Annotated in this window: 19 protein-coding genes and 1 pseudogene; 13 read left to right on the forward strand and 7 right to left on the reverse strand. The window is 44.4% G+C overall.

The genetic code is table 11. From position 1 onward, the window contains the following. Nucleotides 1–62: 62 nt before the first annotated feature. From AC1RRX_RS05925 to AC1RRX_RS05950, 6 genes are all read left to right on the forward strand, one after another. A complete protein-coding gene (locus AC1RRX_RS05925) occupies nucleotides 63–329 on the forward strand; it encodes a phosphocarrier protein HPr (RefSeq protein ID WP_003154654.1) in 267 nt (88 codons plus the stop codon). Continuing rightward, entirely contained in the window at nucleotides 329–2,044 is a 1,716-nt protein-coding gene (gene ptsP / locus AC1RRX_RS05930) for a phosphoenolpyruvate--protein phosphotransferase (protein ID WP_015417356.1), read from the forward strand. The genes AC1RRX_RS05925 and ptsP overlap by 1 nt, the downstream gene beginning before the upstream one ends. A gap of 87 nt (nucleotides 2,045–2,131) precedes the next feature. Next, nucleotides 2,132–2,371, forward strand: a complete 240-nt coding sequence (splA, locus tag AC1RRX_RS05935; RefSeq protein ID WP_003154646.1) for a splAB operon transcriptional regulator SplA — start codon at nucleotides 2,132–2,134, stop codon at nucleotides 2,369–2,371. A gap of 84 nt (nucleotides 2,372–2,455) precedes the next feature. After that, the gene (splB, locus tag AC1RRX_RS05940; protein WP_007409601.1) at nucleotides 2,456–3,484 is read left to right on the forward strand and encodes a spore photoproduct lyase; all 1,029 of its coding nucleotides are present in this window, start codon (nucleotides 2,456–2,458) and stop codon (nucleotides 3,482–3,484) included. A 126-nt stretch (nucleotides 3,485–3,610) separates the two neighbouring features. Next, nucleotides 3,611–5,578, forward strand: coding sequence for a methyl-accepting chemotaxis protein (locus tag AC1RRX_RS05945; RefSeq protein WP_144463982.1), 1,968 nt, complete (start codon nucleotides 3,611–3,613; stop codon nucleotides 5,576–5,578). 80 nt (nucleotides 5,579–5,658) lie between these two features. Next, nucleotides 5,659–6,525: an NAD(P)-dependent oxidoreductase gene (locus AC1RRX_RS05950; protein ID WP_025284653.1), complete on the forward strand. Its 867-nt coding sequence runs from the start codon at nucleotides 5,659–5,661 to the stop codon at nucleotides 6,523–6,525. Nucleotides 6,526–6,560: 35 nt separating this feature from the next. On the opposite strand, the gene AC1RRX_RS05955 is transcribed toward AC1RRX_RS05950, so the two are convergent. Beyond that, nucleotides 6,561–7,346 (reverse strand): CAP domain-containing protein, encoded by a 786-nt coding sequence (locus AC1RRX_RS05955; protein WP_144463981.1) that lies wholly within the window; start codon nucleotides 7,344–7,346, stop codon nucleotides 6,561–6,563. Nucleotides 7,347–7,686: 340 nt separating this feature from the next. Here AC1RRX_RS05955 and AC1RRX_RS05960 point away from each other — a divergent pair, with 340 nt between their 5' ends. Further along, nucleotides 7,687–9,819: a peptidoglycan D,D-transpeptidase FtsI family protein gene (locus AC1RRX_RS05960; RefSeq protein WP_144463980.1), complete on the forward strand. Its 2,133-nt coding sequence runs from the start codon at nucleotides 7,687–7,689 to the stop codon at nucleotides 9,817–9,819. A 177-nt stretch (nucleotides 9,820–9,996) separates the two neighbouring features. After that, nucleotides 9,997–11,817, forward strand: a complete 1,821-nt coding sequence (locus tag AC1RRX_RS05965; RefSeq protein ID WP_015417363.1) for a PAS domain-containing protein — start codon at nucleotides 9,997–9,999, stop codon at nucleotides 11,815–11,817. Here the strand turns inward: AC1RRX_RS05965 and AC1RRX_RS05970 are convergent. Further along, nucleotides 11,798–13,011: pseudogene (locus AC1RRX_RS05970) on the reverse strand (aminotransferase A). The gene AC1RRX_RS05965 and the pseudogene AC1RRX_RS05970 sit on opposite strands and share 20 nt — an antisense overlap. Nucleotides 13,012–13,211: 200 nt before the next feature. Next, nucleotides 13,212–13,373, reverse strand: coding sequence for a hypothetical protein (locus AC1RRX_RS05975; RefSeq protein WP_007409608.1), 162 nt, complete (start codon nucleotides 13,371–13,373; stop codon nucleotides 13,212–13,214). A gap of 188 nt (nucleotides 13,374–13,561) precedes the next feature. Here AC1RRX_RS05975 and cheV point away from each other — a divergent pair, with 188 nt between their 5' ends. Then, entirely contained in the window at nucleotides 13,562–14,473 is a 912-nt protein-coding gene (cheV, locus tag AC1RRX_RS05980) for a chemotaxis protein CheV (RefSeq protein WP_007409609.1), read from the forward strand. 42 nt (nucleotides 14,474–14,515) lie between these two features. On the opposite strand, the gene AC1RRX_RS05985 is transcribed toward cheV, so the two are convergent. The 4 genes from AC1RRX_RS05985 to AC1RRX_RS06000 form a co-directional block, all read right to left on the reverse strand. Continuing rightward, nucleotides 14,516–14,980 (reverse strand): YkyB family protein, encoded by a 465-nt coding sequence (locus tag AC1RRX_RS05985; RefSeq protein ID WP_003154622.1) that lies wholly within the window; start codon nucleotides 14,978–14,980, stop codon nucleotides 14,516–14,518. A 122-nt stretch (nucleotides 14,981–15,102) separates the two neighbouring features. Continuing rightward, a complete protein-coding gene (locus tag AC1RRX_RS05990) occupies nucleotides 15,103–16,395 on the reverse strand; it encodes an MFS transporter (protein ID WP_032868138.1) in 1,293 nt (430 codons plus the stop codon). A gap of 75 nt (nucleotides 16,396–16,470) precedes the next feature. Further along, on the reverse strand, nucleotides 16,471–16,965 hold the full coding sequence (locus AC1RRX_RS05995; protein ID WP_095284082.1) for a L,D-transpeptidase family protein: 495 nt from the start codon (nucleotides 16,963–16,965) through the stop codon (nucleotides 16,471–16,473). Between the two features lie 74 nt (nucleotides 16,966–17,039). Then, complete coding sequence (locus AC1RRX_RS06000) at nucleotides 17,040–17,903, reverse strand: metallophosphoesterase (RefSeq protein ID WP_007409612.1); 864 nt, start codon at nucleotides 17,901–17,903, stop codon at nucleotides 17,040–17,042. A gap of 144 nt (nucleotides 17,904–18,047) precedes the next feature. Between AC1RRX_RS06000 and fadH the strand changes: the two genes are divergently transcribed. The 4 genes from fadH to AC1RRX_RS06020 all read left to right on the forward strand — a co-directional run bounded on the left by fadH (nucleotide 18,048) and on the right by AC1RRX_RS06020 (nucleotide 21,519). Beyond that, nucleotides 18,048–18,812, forward strand: coding sequence for a 2,4-dienoyl-CoA reductase (gene fadH, locus AC1RRX_RS06005; RefSeq protein WP_003154618.1), 765 nt, complete (start codon nucleotides 18,048–18,050; stop codon nucleotides 18,810–18,812). A 113-nt stretch (nucleotides 18,813–18,925) separates the two neighbouring features. Continuing rightward, nucleotides 18,926–19,474 (forward strand): hypothetical protein, encoded by a 549-nt coding sequence (locus AC1RRX_RS06010; RefSeq protein WP_007409614.1) that lies wholly within the window; start codon nucleotides 18,926–18,928, stop codon nucleotides 19,472–19,474. A gap of 141 nt (nucleotides 19,475–19,615) precedes the next feature. After that, nucleotides 19,616–20,836, forward strand: a complete 1,221-nt coding sequence (locus AC1RRX_RS06015) for an EAL domain-containing protein (protein ID WP_122503879.1) — start codon at nucleotides 19,616–19,618, stop codon at nucleotides 20,834–20,836. 443 nt (nucleotides 20,837–21,279) lie between these two features. Next, a complete protein-coding gene (locus tag AC1RRX_RS06020) occupies nucleotides 21,280–21,519 on the forward strand; it encodes a YkuJ family protein (protein WP_003154613.1) in 240 nt (79 codons plus the stop codon). Nucleotides 21,520–21,597 lie beyond the last annotated feature (78 nt).

The raw sequence follows: 21,597 nt of genomic DNA on the forward strand, positions 1-21,597 counted from the left end.
TACGGCTGTATGATATAATATTGTGTAGTAAAATAGCTTTAATTTAAAGGAGAATGATAATCATGGCACAAAAAACATTTAAAGTAACAGCAGATTCCGGAATCCACGCTCGTCCTGCGACAGTTCTTGTACAGACTGCAAGCAAATACGATGCTGACGTAAACTTAGAATATAACGGCAAAACAGTAAACCTTAAGTCAATCATGGGCGTTATGTCTCTAGGTATCGCTAAAGGCGCTGAAATCACAATTTCCGCTTCAGGCGCTGACGAAAACGATGCTCTTAACGCTTTAGAAGAAACAATGAAAAGCGAAGGACTCGGCGAGTAATGCAAGAATTAAAAGGAATAGGCGCTTCAGCCGGAATTGCGATTGCGAAAGCATACCGGCTTGAAGAGCCGGACTTAACGGTTGAAAAGAAAAACATTGCTGATGCTGCGGCTGAAGTAAGCCGTTTTGATGAAGCGATTGTACGTTCTAAAGAAGAGCTTGAAAAAATTAAAGAGCATGCTTTAAAAGAACTGGGACAAGACAAAGCTGACATTTTCTCCGCGCACCTTTTAGTTCTGAGTGATCCTGAGCTGTTGAACCCGGTAAAGGAGAAAATCAGCACAGATTCAGTCAATGCTGAATTCGCTTTGAAAGAAACAGCTTCCATGTTCGTTACTATGTTTGAATCAATGGATAACGAATACATGAAAGAGCGTGCGGCGGATATCCGTGACGTAACAAAACGTGTGACGGGGCACCTGCTGGGCGTGGAAATTCCGAACCCGAGCATGATCTCAGAAGAGGTTGTTATCGTGGCTGAAGATTTGACACCGTCTGATACGGCGCAATTAAACCGCCAGTTTGTAAAAGGTTTTACAACTGATATCGGCGGACGTACTTCACACTCCGCGATCATGGCCCGTTCGCTTGAAATTCCGGCTGTCGTCGGCACAAAAGCGGCTACAGGGACAATTGAAAACGGTGTTACGGTAATCGTAGACGGCATCGATGGTGATGTGATCATCGATCCTTCCAGTGAAACGTTAAAGAAATATGAAGAAAAGCACAGTGCTTACCTGGCGCAAAAAGCTGAGTGGGCGAAGCTCGTCAATGAACCGACTGTTTCTAAAGACGGCCATCATGTAGAGCTTGCCGCAAATATCGGCACACCTGACGATGTAAAAGGCGTTCTTGAAAACGGAGGAGAAGCTGTAGGGCTTTACCGTACGGAATTCCTTTACATGGGACGCGACCAGCTTCCGACGGAAGACGAGCAGTTTGACGCTTATAAAACGGTTCTTGAGCGTATGGAAGGAAAATCAGTTGTCGTGCGGACATTGGATATCGGCGGCGACAAAGAGCTTCCTTACCTGCAGCTCCCTAAAGAAATGAACCCGTTCTTAGGCTACAGAGCCATCCGCCTTTGCCTTGAAGAGCAAGAAATCTTCAGAACTCAGCTTCGTGCGCTGCTTCGTGCAAGTACATACGGAAACTTAAAAATCATGTTCCCGATGATTGCGACAGTAAACGAGTTTAAACAGGCGAAAGCGATTCTTCTCGAAGAAAAAGAAAAACTCGTCGAAGCCGGCGTAGCGGTTTCTGACGATATTGAAGTCGGTATGATGGTAGAGATTCCGTCTACAGCCGTTATCGCAGATCAGTTTGCCGCAGAAGTTGACTTCTTCAGTATCGGAACAAATGACTTGATCCAATACACGATGGCTGCTGACCGCATGAACGAGCGCGTAGCTTATCTGTATCAGCCATACAATCCGGCGATTCTCCGTCTGATCACCCTTGTTATTGAAGCCGCTCACAAAGAGGGCAAATGGGTCGGCATGTGCGGAGAAATGGCGGGAGACGAAATTGCGATTCCGATTCTTCTCGGCTTAGGCTTAGATGAGTTCTCGATGAGCGCTACATCCATCCTTCCGGCAAGAACGCAGATCAGCAAGCTTTCTAAAAAAGAAGCTGAATCATTCAAAGAAACAATCTTGTCTATGAGCACGACAGAAGAGGTTGTCGCATTCGTTAAAGAAACATTCAATAAGTAATACAAAAGCCAGACGGTGTAAGCCGTCTGGTTTTTTTCATATTCGGAAAAAAGGGGGGAACAATAACTTTCAACAGGAGGGATTATCATGACAAAATCATTTGCAGCGGGGGATACGGTCTATGTGATTTACCGCAATCCGCATGCCGCCAATGTTGCCCATATTAAAGAGGCGGAGATCGTCCATCACCCGTATCATGAGGGAGAACTGTCTCTGTTTTTATACGAAACCTATCATCCGCTGGCCGAAGATGACGCGGTCTTTTCGACATATGAGGAAGCGGAAGCGCTTTACAGCGAGCTTTTTGAAGAAGACCGGTATCATTGATCAAAGGAAATGTTTACAACGCATATTCACTCTCTTTTAAACGGAAAGTAACAACATGAGAATATGTAAAGGGAGTGTCTGTCTATGCTGAAGCCGTTTGTGCCCCAGCTTGTTTATATTGAACCGAGAGCGCTCGAATACCCGTTAGGAAAAGAGCTGAAGAATAAGTTTGAAAACATGGGGCTTGAGATCAGAGAAACGACATCGCATAATCAAGTCCGGAATATTCCGGGAAAAAATCACTTGCAGCAATACCGGAACGCGAAATCAACATTGGTAATCGGCGTCCGGAAAACACTGAAATTCGATTCTTCAAAGCCGTCCGCCGAATATGCCATTCCGTTTGCGACGGGCTGTATGGGGCATTGCCACTATTGCTACCTGCAGACGACGATGGGGTCAAAGCCTTACATCCGGACATATGTCAATGTGGAAGAGATTCTGGATCAGGCTGATGAGTATATGAAAGAACGGGCGCCGGAATTTACAAGATTTGAAGCCTCTTGTACGTCTGATATCGTAGGAATCGATCATCTGACACATACATTAAAAAGAGCCATTGAACATTTCGGACAAAGCGAATTGGGACAGCTCAGATTCGTGACTAAATTTCACCACGTCGATCATTTGCTTGATGCAAAACATAACGGAAAGACTAGGTTCAGATTCAGCATCAATGCGGATTATGTCATTAAAAACTTTGAACCGGGAACTTCTCCGCTCGACAAACGGATAGAAGCCGCCGTCAAAGTCGCTAAAGCGGGCTATCCGCTCGGTTTCATCGTGGCGCCGATTTATATTCACGATGGCTGGGAGGAAGGCTATAAGGAACTGTTTGAGAAACTGGATGCGGCGCTTGATGAAGACGTTCGGCATGACATCACATTTGAACTGATCCAGCACCGTTTTACAAAACCGGCCAAACGGGTGATTGAGAAGAACTATCCGAAAACAAAGCTTGAGCTTGATGAAGAAAAGCGCAGATACAAATGGGGACGCTACGGAATCGGCAAGTATATATACCAAAAAGACGAAGAGCATGCTTTAAGGGAAACACTGGAATCTTATATCGAAACCTATTTCCCGAAAGCGAAAATCGAATATTTTACGTAAGGCGGAGCTGTCGGTACGACAGCTCTTTTTTTGCTGCGCCAAATGGCGGAAATTTTTGATATTTATTTCAAGGTTTATTCATTTTCTTGGCCGAAAGACCGATATAACTCTCAGGAGGGGATGGTTATGTTTAAAAAAATGCACATCAAAATTGTTGTGTTTGTATCGGCAATGCTTATCGTAACGGTTGTTTTTTTAACGGTTTCTTCATATTTGACATTAAAGCCGATGATGACGGAGGAAGCAAAACGTACGACAGAGAATGTCACCAATTCACTCGGTCAGAACATTGAGCTTCAGCTGAAAAATGATGAGACCGTATTATTGAGATTGGCAGGCGGTGAATTGTCCCGGTCTTTTCTATCAGATGGGAAGAAAGAAACCGCGCGGCTTTTTAATGATGAGTTAAAACAGATCGGACAGAATGACAAATATGTCGCGCTTGCGTATGTCGGAACCGCAAACAAACAAATGTTTACATATCCAAAGGCCGACTTTGCCAAAGACTATGATCCGACAAATCGAACGTGGTATAAGATGGCGGCCGAAAAACCCGATAAGGTTGTCTGGACTGACCCTTACAAAGATGCAGTGACGGGAGACATGATCGTGACGGCGTCAAAAGCCATTCAAAACAGCGGAACCGTCGTCGGAGTGGCGAGCTTAGATCTGAAGCTGTCCTCCATTCAGAGCATGGTCAACGAGCAAAAGGTACCGTATAAAGGATTTGCGTTTTTGGCGGATGAAAACGGCTCTCTTCTGGCGCATCCGGAAAAACAGGGAAAAAATATTTCGGAAGATCAGACGTTAAAAGACCTCACTGCGGATAAAGAAGGCATCAAAGAGCTGCAGGGGAACATGGTCGTCTACCAAACGGTAAAAGAAACAGGGTGGAAAGTCGGAACGCAGTTTGAAAAAGATCAGCTGATGGGAGTAGCCGATAAAATGAACACGGTGAGCATTTTTATGTCACTGATTGCTCTTGTGATTACGATCGGCCTCAGTTATTTCCTTGCAAAAACGATAACCGGGCCGATTCAGCAGCTGATCGCGAAAACAAATTCGGTCTCAGCGGGAGATTTAACCGTCCGCGCCCGGACGAAATCAAAAGATGAAGTAGGCGAGTTAACAAAAGACTTTAACCAAATGGTTGAAAATATGAAAGAGATGGTCGAACAGGTTAAGGCCTCCTCAGAAAATGTGTCTGATACATCTGACCAGCTAACCGTCATTTCACAAGAAACAAATGAAACGAGCGGACAAATCGCAAAAGCGATAGAGGAAGTCGCCGCCGGAGCGACAGAGCAAGCATCAGAGGTTGAGACGATCAATGAAAAATCAGAAAATCTCTCGGTCAAAATAAAAGGAATCGCAGATCGCGCAGGCAGCATAAAACAACTCTCAAAATCTTCAGAGGATGCCAGCTACAAAGGACTGGACGCGCTCGGGCAGCTTCTGATGAAGTCAAACGAAGCCAATTCAGAAACGAAAAAAGTAGAGGCAATGCTGAATGACCTGGAAGAACAAACGAAAAACATAGAAGAAGTCGTGACGGCAATATCCGCCATTTCGGACCAGACGAACCTCTTGGCGCTGAATGCGAGCATTGAAGCCGCGAGAGCGGGAGAAAGCGGCCGGGGCTTTGCCGTCGTCGCGGAAGAAGTCCGCAAGCTTGCTGAGCAATCAGCTCTTTCTTCCGGCCATATCAGTGAGACGGTCCGGCTGATTCAATCAGAGACAAAAGAAGCGTCACACGCGATGATTGAGGCAAGCAGAATGAATGATGAACAAAACAGCGCCATTCATGAAACGGGTGAGGTCCTCAATCTGATTACGACGGAAATGCAGTCTCTCGTTCAAGGTATAGATCATATTTACAATGACATTCAAAAAATGAGTGAAGAACAAGCCGCGATTCAAGAAGCGATTCAAAGCATCTCTGCCATTTCTCAAGAATCTGCGGCAGCGGCGGAAGAAGTGAATGCTTCTACTGATGAACAGCTCGTTACGCTTGAAAAAGTAAAGCAATCGACTGATATGTTAAAGAGCGCGAGCGAAGATCTGATCAGCGCCATTTCTAAATTCACCTTGTAACGCGGATTCTATCAGCCTATTATATGGTAATATAGACATGAAAGAGTGATATATGAATCGCATCAGGGGAGGAAAGCGCAGTGAACAAAACGGTCGGATTTATCGGTTTGGGCGTCATGGGAAACAGTATGGCATCGCACATTTTAGAAGCGGGCTATCCTGTTTTAGTCTACACGCGTACGAAACAAAAAGCGGAAGAAATTCTGAATAAGGGAGCGGTCTGGCAGGAGACGGTCAAAGACCTTTCAGAGAAAGCTGACATTATTATTACTATGGTCGGCTATCCGAGTGATGTCGAGGACATCTATCTCGGCGAAAACGGCATTCTCCGGCACGCAAAAGAAGGGGCGTTTGTCATTGATATGACGACATCAAAACCGTCTCTGGCGAAAAAGATTGCGGAGCAGGCCAAAGAAAAATCCATTCACGCTCTGGATGCACCCGTTTCCGGCGGAGACATCGGCGCGCGGAACGGAACGCTTGCCATTATGGCCGGAGGAGAAAAAGAAGCGTTTGAAGCATGCCTGCCGCTTTTCTCCGTTATGGGGGAAAACATTCAGTATCAAGGTCCGGCCGGCAGCGGCCAGCATACGAAAATGTGCAATCAGATCGCGATTGCAGCGGGAATGGTCGGAGTGGCTGAAGCGATGGCTTACGCTGAAAAATCCGGTCTGAACCCGGAACAAGTGCTGAAAAGCATTACAACCGGAGCTGCCGGAAGCTGGTCATTGTCCAACCTCGCTCCCCGTATGCTGAAAGGCGATTTTGCACCAGGATTCTACGTGAAACACTTTATTAAAGACATGGGAATCGCCCTTGAAGAAGCGGAGCTGATGGGAGAAGAAATGCCCGGATTGGCACTTGCCAAATCATTATACGACAAGCTTTCCGCGCAAGGTGAAGAAAACAGCGGAACTCAAAGTATTTATAAGCTTTGGGTGAAATAAAAAAGATTGCCCGCAGGGGCAATCTTTTTTATTATTTATTTTCCGATAAATTGCTGTGTCCAGATGTTTCCTGATTCTACGTAACCGACACCGATTTGAGTGAACTCAGGATTCATGATGTTCTTTCTGTGGCCTTCACTGTTCATCCAAGCTTTAACGACAGCTTCAGGAGTCGGCTGTCCTTTGGCGATATTTTCACCGGCGGTTTTATAAGTGATTCCGAAAGATTTCATCATATCGAAAGGTGAGCCGTAAGTAGGGCTTTGGTGATCGAAATAGTTTTTGTCTTTCATATCTTGTGATTTTGCGTGAGCGGATTTGCTTAGTTTATCATCAATCTGCAGAGGTTTTAAACCTTGCTTTTGTCTCTCTGCGTTTGTCAATTCAACGACTTTCTTTTCGTACGCACTGACAGAAGAAGGAGTTTTCTCGCTGCTGTTGTTTGTGTTATCTGTCTGCTTTGCATTGTCAGCAGCCTGGTTTTGCTGGTTTTGCTCGGCTTTCGGTTTTTCGGCAGCTGCCGGAGCCGTTTTTGCCGGTGTTTCTTTTTGAACATTTTTAACTGTCATGTCAGAATGCTTTGCGTGTTTTTGCAGCTGCTGTTTCAGTTCTTTCTCATTTTTAACGTTCAGCTTTTTCACGCTCGTTTTCATATGTAGTTTTTCAATAGCCTCTTGAAGAGTCAGATGCTGTACGGTGTTTCCTTTTTTCACGGTAACGACGTGCTGGCATGACAGCTCTTTGGCAGATGCCTGCTGAATGCCTCCGAATGTAATCAAACTGACTGCCGCGGCGGCAGATAAGAGAAATGCTTTTTTCATAAGTTTATAGCCTCCCAGAGAAGTTGTTTTTTTCTACATGAAAAATCTTATCACAGCTTTTTTGTCATAATGCAGGCAGCCATTTCCTTTGACAACAAACGTTTGTCATAATTGTAATTGAGCACAGAAAAATGGCTTTATATCAGGAAAAACGATCTGTATTTATTTTTTAAAATCCGTTACATCTCTTCAAATTATTTGAAGTGTTAGATATATTTTAAGATAATTTGATCTTGACAGTTTTTTTTACCCGTTTTCGCTGTAACAACTTTTACAAAAATGTTACAATTAAAATCTGTTTATGTAAATATATTCAATGATTTGAGAGGTGTAACAGAAAGTGGCTGAAGTCGCGCGCGAACCAAAGAAAAAAACGAAACGTTACAGAGCGCTGAGAATGAATCTCTATTTTTTGATTGTTTTTCTTCTCTTTACGGCACTGATTTTTAAACTCGGCATCGTCCAGATTGTCGAAGGGGATAAACACCGCCAGGATGCGGAGAAGGCAAATGCAAAAACCGCCTATTATCCGACACCGCGGGGAAAGATGTATGACAAGCGGAACAGAGTGGCGGTTGATAACCAGGCTGTGCCTGAAATTGTATATGTTTCTACCTCAAAAACCTCGGCTAAGGACAAATTGAAAACGGCAAAAAATCTCGCCGCACTGATTCATATTGATACTGAATTTATGAAGGATCGAAATATCATTGATTACTGGCTTGCGGCACATCCGAAGAAGGCGGAAAAGCTTATGAAGGATTCAGAAAACAGCCTGAAATCCCAAGAAGTGTACAAACGCCAGATTGAACGCGTCCCGAAGCAGGAGATTGACGCGATCAAAAAAAATAAAAAAGAGCTGCAAATCGCGGCGATTTATACGCGTTTTTCAAGCGGCAACGCCTATCAGCCGCAAGTCGTCAAATCAATGGACCCGAATAAGCTGAACGGAAACGGAAACAGCGGTTCACTGCTTGACGAGCATGAAAACAACAAGCAAAAACCAAAAAGCGACCTGACATATGAAGAAGTTTCCGTCGTATCCGAGCACCTGAAAGAGCTCCCCGGCATTGACGTAATCAATGACTGGACGCGGAAATATCCGTACGACAAAACACTGTACTCTCTGTTCGGCGGTGTGACGACACCGGAACAGGGATTGTTGGGCGAACGGAAAGATTACTATGTCACAAGAGGCTATTCACTGAATGACCGAGTGGGAAAAAGCTACATTGAATATCAGTATGAAGACTATTTAAACGCGCATAAAGAAAAAGTTGAGTATGTGGAAAACAGCAAAGGTGAAGTCGTCAGCCAAAAGCCCGTCGATGAAGGCAGCAGAGGCTACGATCTGCAGCTCTCGCTCGATATGGAATTACAGTCGAAAGTCGAAAAAGTCATTGAAAAAGAGCTGAGAAGAAGCCGCGCCGCAGGCAACTTTATGGTTGACAGAGGATTTGCCGTCATGATGGATCCGAACAACGGGGATATTCTCTCAATGGCGGGGAAACGCATCGATCTCGAAACAAATAAAACACAGGATTTTGCGATCGGAGCATTTACGACCCAATATGAGATGGGCTCTTCTGTTAAAGGAGCGACTGTTCTCGCGGGTTACCAAAGCGGCCTCCCGCATTATAAAACGTTTGTCGATGCACCGCTTGTATTTAAAGGCGACACGAAAAAACAATCGTGGACACAAATGGGAGCCATTACTGAGCTGACTGCGCTGCAAAGAAGTTCAAACGTGTATATGTTTCATGTGGCCATGCATATCGCCGGCATTACTTACGTCCCGCACGGTACGCTGCCTGCCGGATTAGACGATATTAAAAAAATGCGCAACTACTACGCCCAATTCGGTTTGGGTGTGAAGACCGGGATTGATCTTCCGCAGGAATCAGCGGGCATGCAGTCAAATCCGCAATTGGTCGGGGGATTGCTGCTGGATTTTGCGATCGGACAGTTTGATACGTATACGCCGCTTCAAATGGCTCAATATATTTCAGCCATCGCAAACGGCGGGTATCGCGTCCAGCCGCGGATCGTCACAAGCATTCATGAACCGGACAGCAAAAACAAGATTGGAAAAGCGATTGAACAGCGAGATATTAAAATTTTGAACAAAGTAAATAACAGTCCGAGCGATTTTGACCAAGTTCATAAAGGAATGAAGTTGGTTACAAGCTCACCTCAAGGAACGGCTTATTCAACATTCCAGGGTTCCGGCGCTGATGTTTCCGGAAAAACGGGAACCGCGCAGACGCACTATTACGGCACGAACAAAAACTGGTGGGGGAAAGAGACGTATAACCTGACCTTTGTCGGTTACTATCCGTCAGAACATCCAAGAGTGGCATTCAGCGTCGTCGTACCGACTGTTCAGGATGATCACGATCCCGTCAGTAAAAACATTGCCAAGGGAGCAGTTGACGCTTACAAAGAGCTTGAAAAGAAATACAATAAAAAATAACAAATGAAAGGGCGGCCGAACATCTCGTGCGCCCTTTCTTTCATTCAGGAAAATTGACGTTCACAATAAGAATAGAAGGAGAATGCTCATTTTTTAGCGAATCAATCTAGTGGAATTTCTTTTTATATCAGTCCGTGTCCAGCCTGCAGTGCGAGTATAATGCAAAGGAGGGATTCTGTGGAACAGGATACTCAGCATGTCAAACAGTTTCAATCGAAAACCGATCTTCATGCCGTTTTGACGTCTAACGGGCGTATTATGTATATTTCTGCAAACTGCAAATCGTACTTCAGTTATTCTCAGGAAGAGATGATCGGCTCATTTCTCAAAACGTTCCTGCATGAAGAAGATCAATTTTTGGTTGAAAGTTACTTCTATAATGAGCATCATTTGATGCCTTGCACCTTTCGTCTTATTAAAAAAGATCATACCATCGTATGGCTTGAAGCGGGTGTGGAAATTGTCACACCGCAAATGGAGGGGACGGATCGGGAAATCATCCTCAAAATCAAGGTGCTTGAGGAGAAGACGCCCCGCCGGCCTTATATGTATGAACAAAAGAAGCAAAAGGCAGAACAACAGTCGGAAGATGCGGCTGGAAACGGCGAATTCGAGCGTCTTGTCGAAATGCTGCCGAATCCTTTATATGTCAGCATCAACGGCACAATCGCCTACGCCAACAACGCGATGCTTGCCATGCTGGGAGCCGAAAGCAAAGACGAGGTAATCGGCAGGCGCTCTTATGAGTTTATTGAAGAAGAGTATCACGACATTGTGAAAAACCGAATTGTGCGGATGCAAAAAGGAATGGAAGTCGGAATGATCGAACAGACGTGGAGAAGGCTCGACGGCACGCCCGTTCATTTAGAAGTAAAGGCGGCACCGACGACATATAAAAATCAGCGGGCGGAATTGCTGCTTCTGATTGATATTTCTTCACGGAAAAAATTCCAAACGATTCTGCAAAAAAGCAGAGAGCGTTATCAGCTCCTCATTCAGAATTCAATTGATACGATCGCCGTGATTCACAATGATAAATGGGTATTCATGAATGAGTCGGGCATTTCGCTGTTTGAGGCTGAAACATATGAAGATTTAATTGGGAAAAACGTCTATGATCAGCTTCATCCCTGCGATCATGACGGCGTGAAACAGCGGATCCAAAATATTATCGACCGAAAGACCGAGTCAGAAATCATTAAGCAGTCGTGGTTTACCTTTAAAAACCGGCTGATCTACACGGAAATGGTCTGCATTCCGACGACGTTTTTCGGAGAAACGGCCGTGCAGGTCATTCTGCGTGACATTTCTGAGCGGAAGCAGACGGAGGAATTAATGCTGAAGTCGGAGAAGCTGTCTATCGCAGGGCAGCTGGCGGCGGGAATCGCTCACGAAATCCGCAATCCGCTGACGGCGATCAAAGGATTTTTACAGCTCATGAAGCCGACGATGGAGGAAAACGAACATTACTTTGAAATTGTGTTTTCTGAACTGAGCAGAATCGAATTGATTTTAAGTGAGCTTTTAATGCTTGCCAAACCTCAGCAAAACGCCGTGAAAGAGCGTGTAAACTTAAAGAAAATTATAAGTGAAGTGACCGCTCTTTTAGAGACGCAGGCAAATCTTAAAGGGATTTTTATCAAAACGGATTACGAACATGACAGCATGTATATTAACGGTGATCAAAATCAGCTGAAACAGGTGTTTATCAATCTGATTAAAAATGCCGTTGAGTCGATGCCGGATGGGGGAACGGTTCACATCATCATGACAGAAGATGAGTATTCCGTTAATGTGACGGTGAAAGACGAGGGTGACGGGATACCGGAAAACGTGCTGAAACGAATAGGCGAACCGTTTTTGACAACGAAAGAAAAAGGAACCGGCCTGGGGCTGATGGTCACATTCAACCTTATTAAAAACCACCAGGGAGCCATCCAAGTAGACAGCAAACCGGATAGAGGCACGGCCTTTCATATTACATTCCCGAAACAATAAAAAACAACGGCGTTATGCCGTTGTTTAAATAGTCTGCATGGATTCTCTCGTTTTTAAAATAAATGCTTCCAGCCGGTCCAAGCCTTCTCTCAATGTATCCAGTGAATATGCGAATGACAGCCTCACATACCCTTCACCCAACTTTGAAAACGAGCTGCCGGGCACAAGAGCCACACCTGCATCCTCTAAAAGAGCCATACTAAAATCAAACGATGACATTCCGAATGACTTAATGGAAGGGAAGATATAAAATGCGCCTGACGGCTTTACGACGTCAAGCCCCATTGAAACAAGACGGTCATATACATAGTCAAGCCGCTTTTTATACTGTTCTCTCATAATAAGCGCATCATCAACACCGTTTGTCACCGCTTCAAGAGCCGCTTTCTGAGAGATTGAAGACGCGCATGTCACACTGTATTGGTGAACTTTTAAGATGTGCTTGGCAATTTCTTTCGGTGCGAAAATGAAACCGATTCTCCAGCCCGTCATGCTGTGTGATTTTGACAGGCCGTTGATGACGATCGTCTGGTCTCTCAAATAAGACGCGATCGAATAATGCGGTCTGTCATAGGTTAATTCGCTGTAAATCTCATCAGACAGGACAAAAACATTTCTGCCCTTCAGGACGGCTGCGATGTTTTGCAGCTCTTCCTCAGACAATGTCACTCCGGTCGGATTTGACGGATAAGGAAGAATGACGCATTTTGTTTTTGGTGTCAGCGATTCTTCAATGAGCCGCGCCGTCAGCTTAAATCCGTGTGTCGTCGTATCCACATGGACCGGAACGGCGCCCGACATGCGGATGATCGGTTCGTAGCCCGGATATATCGGTCCGGGGAGAATAACTTCATCGCCCGGAGATAAAATCGTCCGCAAAGACGCGTCAATCGCTTGGCTTGCCCCGGTTGTGACGATGATTTCAGTTTCAGCTTCATAATTCAAATCAGCTTTTTTCTTCATATAAAGCTGTACGGCCTGTCTCAGCTCAAGGCCGCCCGCATTCGGAGTATATGCCGTTGCGTTCTCGTCGATTGCCTTTTTGGCAGCCGCTTTGACATGGTGCGGCGTGAAGAAATCCGGCTGACCGATCGTAAGCGAAATGACATTGTCGTGCTGAGCTACAAGATTTGAGAATTTGCGAATTCCTGAAATTTCAATTTCTTTTACATTCGGATTAAGCAAATGTTCCATAATTCATCACCTTATACTATATATTGAGTTTATCCTATTTTACCACTAGCTGAGCATTTGTCATCTTTTTATTGAACTATCCCGAGTATATGTCCGATATGTGAAAACATACCTTCTTTCAGAAAAAAATAAGACAACCAGCTGAAATGATTGTCTTCATTGTATCATGATCTATCTATTGTGATATGTGGCGAATGTCATTAATACCCGTATTCAAAGCTGACGTCTTCCCGCCATAAGATGTATGGAGCGGGCTTGTCGGGACGCTCTTTCGCCTCTTTTTTCATTTGCAGGTAAGCCGTTTTGCTGATATCTTCTAACACCGTCATTTGATCTTGGTCGAATATGACTACTGTACCCATTTATTACACCCTTCTTCCTGAAAAATCCTTGACTATTTTACCACTCGATGTCAAAAAGTCAATGGGATATCAGAAAAAAGCATCTTTTTATAAAGAGTTCATGGCCAGTTGGATCGAATACATTCACTTTTTCCGTTTCCAGCCGATATATACAGTACAATACTGAATGCGGATAGCGAGGGATTGAATTGTCTTTACAACAATACGATATTTTATTGGATTCAGGCACAAACGAATTAGAAATCGTCAAATTTGAAGTAGGTGTCAATACATTTGGCATAAATGTGATGAAAGTCCGGGAAATCATTCAGCCGGTAGATGTCACATCTGTGCCTCAGTCTCATAAAGACGTAGAAGGGATGATTAAGCTGAGAGGCGAAATTCTTCCCGTCATCAGTCTGTATACCTTTTTCGGCGTTGATGCCGAAGGAGCAAAAGACGATAAATATATCGTAACGGAATTCAACAAGCGGAAAATCGTCTTTCACGTCGGTTCCGTTTCACAAATCCACAGGGTGTCCTGGGAGGCGATTGAAAAGCCGACTTCCTTGAACCAGGGGATGGAGCGGCATTTAACGGGAATCATCAAACTGGAAGACACGATGATCTTTCTGCCTGATTATGAAAAGATCATTTATGATATTGAATCGGCATCCGGAGTTGAGACTTATCATGTCCATCAGGAAGGATTTGATGAAAGACGGGCGGGTAAAAAACTGATCATCGTTGAAGATTCGCCGCTTCTGATGCGTCTTTTGACGGATGAGCTGACTGAGGCGGGGTACAGTGAAATCGTTACGTTTGAAAACGGAAAAGAAGCGTATGATTACGTCGTGGAACTGACGGATAACGGAGCAAACCTGTCAGACCATATTGACATGATTATCAGTGACATTGAGATGCCGAAAATGGACGGGCATCGTTTGACGAAGCTCCTTAAGGATAACCCGCAAAGCTCTGATGTGCCGATTATGATTTTCTCGTCCCTGATTACAGACGACCTGCGCCACCGGGGCGAAGTCGTCGGAGCGGATGAACAGATCAGCAAGCCTGAAATCAGCGAGCTCATTAAAAAAGTGGATACGTACGTGATTGAATAGAAAAAAGCCGATGCATGACGCATCGGCTTTTTTGCGGCGGAATTAAAAATAACTCTCACCAAGTTTTTTAAATACGGGTTTATGATAAGCGGGCTGCTGCCTGTTGGCGGCAAGCGGTTTTTCCTTTAAGCCCACATATTTTTGCAATACGTTTTTCGCTTTTGTCAAAGACATTTGTGCTTTAGGATTACGGTACGATTGATTTAACGTACCTAAATGCGGAAGATGCTGGAAGTCTTCTTTTGTTGGAGGCATGTGAAAATAGTAGTCTCCGATAGAGATAAGTACGTCTGACTGCTGTTGGCTAAACCTGGGATTATTTGAAAAGTGAAGCCCTATTTTTTTCCCTTTGCCTTCTTTCACAAGCTTTTGTAATGCCCGTTTTTTCAGCAGATAAAGGTATTTAGGGTTGGGGGCGGTTTTTGCATGGCGGTTCACAGTATAAACAGCTTTTGAAAGATTCTCGATGGTTGGCTGCAGCTCTTTCGAATAAGCGTGGTCGTCCATTATTTCTCTCCTTTGCATTGATCAAGTTCATATATAGATTATACTTTTTTAGCGTTGAAATGCAAATATTGATTATAAAAATACGCCTTTTTCTGATGAAAAGGGCGCATTTTTTTCCTTTATTAGACAGGTTTTGCATGTTTTTCAGAATCAGCCTTTAATGATTGTTGCACATCGATCTCTGCTGCCTCGGCGCTGTATTTCGGAAGAGCGATAAAATAGAACACAAATACCGCTAAAATCACGATTCCCATGCCGTAATAAAGGTAATCAATATTGGTAACGAATTTCGGAAATAACAGGGCGACCAGTCCGAGTGTAATCGATTGGGCAAACATCATAAAAGGGTCCTGCCAGCCGCTGACCCGGCCCATTATTTTCGGATGAACGATTTTCGGCATCCAGCCGCCGATGGCGATATTGACAGGGCCGATGCACATGCCGAGGACGAAAGCCGCCATATAATAAATCCACAGCTTATCCGTATAGCCGAGGACAAAAATGAGCAGTCCGGCTGCCAAAATAGGAATCGACATCAAATGATGCGGTTTGACTTTTTTTGCGATCATCGTTCCGATCACACTTCCTGCAAGCAGGCCGAAGCCGAGTGCGACGGTGAAGATGGAAGTATGTGATTCGTAATGATCAGGCGCAAGTCCGTATTTCATCGTAAACATCGGCAGTACGGCAAAGCCGCCGTTGACAAAACCAAAGATAAAAAAGCCGAAAATAAGGGAAGCAAGCAATTTGTTTTTAACAATATATACGATCCCTTCCTTAAAATCAGCGACCGAGTCTTTCAGAAACGAATCTCCCCATTTAAAAGGGCCGTTCGGCTGACGGGCTTCTTTCGGAATGCGGCACGCGCGGATCAGAAAGCCTGATACAATAAAGCTGACAAAATCAAGGATAATGGCTCCGTGAATACCGATCGTTTTATACATAAACGCGCCTATACCGACACCGAATACCATGAAGATGCTGAACAGGATCTGGTTAAGTCCCGCCGCTTTCGCGTAATGCTCCTTAGGCAGAATAGCTTGTACAAGGCTGGCTTCCGCCGGGAAAAAGAACTTGGTCACGGCGCTTCTGATGAACAAAATACAGAACACGAGAGGGATGCTCCCGGTGTATAATGCGGCAAACAATACGATCGTCAGTCCGGCTCTGATCCAGTCACAATTCTCTGCGACCTTTTTCCTATCAAGCCGGTCAGCTGCGACACCGACAATCAGAAATACGAAAACTGTCGGCAGTGAATACATCAGCTCAGCCAAAGTCGTGTATGCCGGCTGGTTTGAAAAATGGTCCAGCAAGTAAAAAGCGAAAGCCATATTACCTACAGTCGTTCCCATTTGAGAAGCGAGTGCTGCGAAAAAGAGACGGACAAAATTGCGATTTTTAAATATATCCATAAACACGCTCCTTACCCTAAAGGTCCCACTGTAATATATTATCATCAGCTCGTTCCATTAACAAATAAGATCTTTCTATCTTATAATAGTCACCCTTGTTCCATTAGGAACGGCAGCGGCAAGTTCAGTGACGTCCTGATTATACATCCGGATGCATCCTTTTGATACCGCTTTGCCGATGGAGGAAGGATTATTTGTTCCGTGAATGCCGTAATGAATTTTAGAGAGGCTGAGCCAATAAGCGCCGAACGGGCCGCCGGGCTTAGGCTGGCGGTTCACGATGTAAAATTCTCCGGTCGGCGTGGTCGTCAATATTTTTCCGACTGCGATGGGATACGTACGGATGAGCCTGCCAAGGCGGTATAACTCCAGTTTCTTCGCTCCGATATACACGATGATGGAGTAGGGAATGGTGGATGGGTCGGGAAGATTCGGTATGATAATATGCTGTCCCGCGTATATGACCGATTGGATTGAGGGATTTGCCTGAAGGAGAGCAGCAGTGCTTATTCTGAAGTCTTGCGCAATGCTTGAGATGGTTTCTCCTTGTTTCACTTGATATGTCAGCAGTTTCATCACCCTCCTTTTTGCTCTTTTCCATATACATATTACGGAGGGGGTGTCTGTGCATCAGGATAAAAGTCTTATTTTTGCTCGGTTTTCAATGTGAACAGCGTGATTTCCGGTCTGGCTAAAAATCGATACGGCAGTCTTGTCGTACCGAGCCCGCGATTGACGTAAACGCCTGTGTCATGCAGCGTATACATGCCGTCGGTATACGTTTTTCCGTAAGGAGGCGTAATAAGAGGGCCGAAAAACGGGAGCTGGACCTGGCCGCCGTGAGTGTGTCCCGACAGCTGGAGGTTTACGGGATATCCGCCTATCTTGAGAGCGGCATCAGGCTCGTGGACGATTAAAATGGAAAACGCATCTTCGGAAAGGCGTGACAGGGTGCCTTCATAATCGGGTTTTCCGAGCATTACATCATCCAAAAACGCGAATTCAATCCGGCTTCCATCTGTCAGCTGCACCTGACGGTAGCCGTTTCGAAGCACTTGAAAATCAGCCGCTTCCATCAGAGCCTTGTACGTGTTCGTACCGTAGCCTCCGTGGTCATGGTTTCCGTAAACACAAAGTTTGCCGAAGGGAGCTTCAAGATTTTGCAGCACGGCGAGTGCATGCTGGTGATCATTAAATAAATGCGGCTTATCAATTAAATCTCCCGTAAAGATGAGCAGATCGGGTTTCAGCTGATTGATCTTTTCCGCTGCTTTATTCAAGTCACCGGATGTAAACACATCACTGAGATGCGTATCGCTGAATTGAACGATTTTAAAATTGTCAAAACCGCGGGGGATCAGGCGGCTGGTGATTGTATGCCGGGTGATCTCAATCATGCGCGGTTCAATATACCGGGCATAGCCGTAACCTCCGCAAGCCATTGCGAGAGCTGTACCCAAAATGCCGAATCCTCTTTTTAAAAATGTTCTTCTGGTCATTTTCTCCATATGTAAAACCAACCTTTGTCAGAGTTGTTCTATTATATCATCAGCTTGGCTGAAAAATCCCTTCTCAGCATGTAATGACGCGGAAAGACATCTGTGATAAAATTATGAATGATTATTCATTCAATAAAAAGGGGTGGGTTTGTTATGGATAAGAAAGCGGTAATCATTACAGGCGGTTCAAGCGGCATGGGAAAAGCAATGGCGAAAAAACAGGCTGAATTAGGATGGCACGTCATGGTGACAGGGAGGAACCATGAAGCACTTGAGGAAACAAAAAAAGAAATTGAGACCTTTGAGGGGCAGGTCGCCTGTTTTCAAATGGATGTCCGTTCTGATTCCGCCGCTTCAGACATGATTACAGAAGCGAAAAAAGTCTTTGGCCGGCTCGATGCGCTGATTAACAATGCGGCCGGCAACTTTATTTGCCCGGCAGAGAAGCTGACACCCAATGGATGGAAAGCTGTTATTGAGATTGTTTTAAACGGCACATTTTTCTGCAGCCAAGCAGCGGCAAGGCATTGGATCGAGCAGGAGCAGAAGGGCGTCATCTTAAATATGGCCGCTACATACGCATGGGGAGCGGGAGCGGGTGTCGTTCATTCCGCTGCAGCCAAAGCGGGGGTATTGTCACTGACAAGAACGCTGGCCGTTGAATGGGGGAGCAAATACGGCATCCGCACAAACGCGATAGCCCCAGGCCCGATTGAACGGACAGGCGGTGCGGAGAAGCTGTTTGAATCGGAAAAAGCGGTGTCCCGCACTATGAACAGTGTGCCGCTCGGCCGGCTGGGCACACCGGAAGAAATCGCCGCGTTGGCAGCGTTTTTGCTATCTGATGAAGCGTCCTACATAAACGGGGATTGTATCACAATGGACGGGGGGCAATGGCTGAATCCTTATCCGTTTTAATTTTTCATATATTGATTATTTTGCAAAACAAGCGAACGTTAAAGCCGCCGTTCGCTTGTTTTATTTTCTATTCAAAATTATGATATAATTTTGAAAGATTAAGGGGCGATTAATTGAAGAAATTATTAAAATGGTTCGTTGTACTATTTGTAAGCAGTTTCGTTATCATCTTTAATATTTGGTACTTTATTATTTGTGCTTTTACTCCGGAGTATTATCAAAATACCAATCTTACATCTGATGAAATAATCAGATTTGAAAAGCTATATCACATCGATTTTCCTGATGAAACGAAATTTATTAAAGCCAGGGAGTATTTGAGTGGGCTCGGAGGCGATACATCGGCTGTATTATATGTGTCTCTGCCAGCCAAGCTGGCGGAAACAATTTTATCTGATTACACGTATATGCCAATAAATCATACTGATACTGCCGGTTCAATGTATGGAGTTGACGTTTCCGAGAGTGTTGGCGGGTTAACAACTCTTACATTTGGCACTTTAGATAAAAAAGGAACTTTCTTTCAGTTGAAACATGATGATGATTGGATATTTAACAGCACTGATTGGAGCCATTATTTTTGGACAGCTGCCGGTTATAATGCTCTTATATTTATCCTTTTATTTGTGATTGTGAAACAAATGAATAACGTCCTTAATTAACCGGTCTGAAGAGTGATCTTAAAAATGTCCCCCTTTTATTTTAAGCTGCGGCCATACTGCCTCCTTTTCCCCTAATCTAAACATTTGTGGTGCTGATATAATTGTGTATAATCAGACAAAGATAGAGAAGCAGGTGATAACATGTTGGACCCACTTGATATACTGACGAATATTGATGATGTCATTCCGTATTACCAAGCGATTTTTAACGCTGAGGAACAAAGAGTCGTAGGCTACGAAGTGCTTGGGCGGATTTTGGCAGATGCGGAGATTGAGAGCCTCGGGCCGTTTTTCTTAGATTCCGGCATTCCGGAAGAATATAAGCTTGAGGTCGATGACAGAGTCATCAGGCAGGCGCTGGAGCGGTTTAAAGAAGCTGACCGTGATCTGTTGATTTTTATCAATCAGGATGCGAATGTATTGATGCTTGACCACGGCGAAAGCTTTCTTGAGCTTTTGAAAGAATACGAAGAGCAGGGCATTGAATTGAACCGTATTGTGCTTGAGATCACCGAGCACAATTTCGAAGGCGACATTGAACAGCTGTACCATATGCTTGCCTACTATCGTACATACGGCATTAAAATAGCGGTGGACAATATAGGTAAGGAGAGCAGCAACCTGGACAGAATCGCGCTCCTTTCACCGGACCTTCTGAAAATAGATTTGCAGGCGCTGAAGGTATCTCAGCCGTCACCATCATATGAGCATGTGCTGTACAGCATTTCATTGCTGGCGAGAAAAATCGGCGCCGCGCTGCTGTATGAAGATATAGAAGCTGATTTCCAGCTCCAGTACGCATGGAGAAACGGAGGCCGATTTTTTCAAGGCTATTATCTGCAGGCGCCGAGCGGGGATTTTATAGACCGGAGCCTGTTAAAAGCACGCTTGAAAACGGAGTTTCAGCGATTTATTACGAGAGAAAAAAAGAAGCTGGAAACGGTATATGAACACTCTGAGAATTTTTATAAGCGGGTCAATCAGGCAGTTTCCGAGCTGAAGAAAACCCATCAGGCGGACGATGAGTTTATTAAAAAACTGGCGGAAAACCTGACGGACTGCTGTTTCAGAATTTATATGTGTGATGAAGAAGGCTATCAGCTGACGGGAAATGTGTTCAAGCAGTCCGGCGAATGGCTTTATCAGCCTGAATACATGGAGAAAAACTGGAGCTGGCGTCCGTACTTTTTAGAAAATATCATGAAGATGCGGAATTCAAGAAAAGGCTTTTTCAGTGACCTGTACAGTGATATTGAGACAGGTGAGATGATCAGAACCTTTTCATACCCGATGGATGACAATATGTATTTATTTATCGATCTGCCTTACTCTTATTTATATGAACAGGACGGGTTACTTTAAAGCGGCTGCTGTATGCCGCTTTTTTTGTTCATTTGAAAAAAGTTTTAAAAAACGATTGACAATGATACTGATAATCATTATCATTTAGTTATAGAGAGAAGTTACTCTCTGTTCCCCAACCCCTCTATCAGATCAAGATCCGAAAAAACTTGGCGCTACCCCCGCCAAGTTTTTTTATGCTGTCTCCTCATAAAAGGGCTTCTCCTTACATACATCTGATAATGGCGGCTCAAAAAGCGAAAAATTATTTTTGAAAGGTGTATGACATTCCGAAAAAAGCTTCAAACTATTCGAAAACACGGTTTTCCCGTTTATTTCTTTTTGAAAATCCAGCGGGAAAATGCCATCCCGGTCTACTTTATGGTATGATGCTCTGTAGAACTTGTATTATAATAAATACTTGTTGATTTGAAGTTGTTTTTTGAAAGGAGTCTTTTTTTAGAATGTCACAATTAATGGGTATCATCACGCGGCTGCAAAGTCTGCAAGAAACAGCGGAAGCGGCTAACGAGCCGATGCAGCGTTATTTTGAAGTTAACGGCGAAAAAATTTGCAGTGTTAAATATTTCGAAAAAAATCAAACGTTTGAACTGACGGTTTTCCAAAAAGGTGAAAAACCTAACACATATCCGTTTGATAACATTGACATGATTTCTATTGAAATTTTTGAGCTCCTTCAGTAATTTGATTTGATTTTTCAGGCTGACCAAGCTTCCGGTCTTCCGCAAGCGGAGCTTTATTAAATTATGCAAAGGAACGTG

This window comes from Bacillus sp. GW821-FHT11D08, from assembly GCF_058808515.1.

Excerpts from the sequence above, each read along its gene's own strand:
- splA (WP_003154646.1), top strand. The coding sequence starts at position 2,132 with ATGACAAAATCATTTGCAGCGGGGGATACGGTCTATGTGATTTACCGC.
- ptsP (WP_015417356.1), top strand. The coding sequence starts at position 329 with ATGCAAGAATTAAAAGGAATAGGCGCTTCAGCCGGAATTGCGATTGCG.
- splB (WP_007409601.1), top strand. The coding sequence starts at position 2,456 with ATGCTGAAGCCGTTTGTGCCCCAGCTTGTTTATATTGAACCGAGAGCG.
- AC1RRX_RS05990 (WP_032868138.1), bottom strand. The coding sequence starts at position 16,395 with ATGGATATATTTAAAAATCGCAATTTTGTCCGTCTCTTTTTCGCAGCA.
- AC1RRX_RS06020 (WP_003154613.1), top strand. The coding sequence starts at position 21,280 with ATGTCACAATTAATGGGTATCATCACGCGGCTGCAAAGTCTGCAAGAA.
- AC1RRX_RS05975 (WP_007409608.1), bottom strand. The coding sequence starts at position 13,373 with ATGGGTACAGTAGTCATATTCGACCAAGATCAAATGACGGTGTTAGAA.
- AC1RRX_RS05985 (WP_003154622.1), bottom strand. The coding sequence starts at position 14,980 with ATGGACGACCACGCTTATTCGAAAGAGCTGCAGCCAACCATCGAGAAT.
- AC1RRX_RS05955 (WP_144463981.1), bottom strand. The coding sequence starts at position 7,346 with ATGAAAAAAGCATTTCTCTTATCTGCCGCCGCGGCAGTCAGTTTGATT.
- AC1RRX_RS05925 (WP_003154654.1), top strand. The coding sequence starts at position 63 with ATGGCACAAAAAACATTTAAAGTAACAGCAGATTCCGGAATCCACGCT.
- AC1RRX_RS05945 (WP_144463982.1), top strand. The coding sequence starts at position 3,611 with ATGTTTAAAAAAATGCACATCAAAATTGTTGTGTTTGTATCGGCAATG.
- AC1RRX_RS06000 (WP_007409612.1), bottom strand. The coding sequence starts at position 17,903 with ATGGAGAAAATGACCAGAAGAACATTTTTAAAAAGAGGATTCGGCATT.
- AC1RRX_RS06015 (WP_122503879.1), top strand. The coding sequence starts at position 19,616 with ATGTTGGACCCACTTGATATACTGACGAATATTGATGATGTCATTCCG.
- fadH (WP_003154618.1), top strand. The coding sequence starts at position 18,048 with ATGGATAAGAAAGCGGTAATCATTACAGGCGGTTCAAGCGGCATGGGA.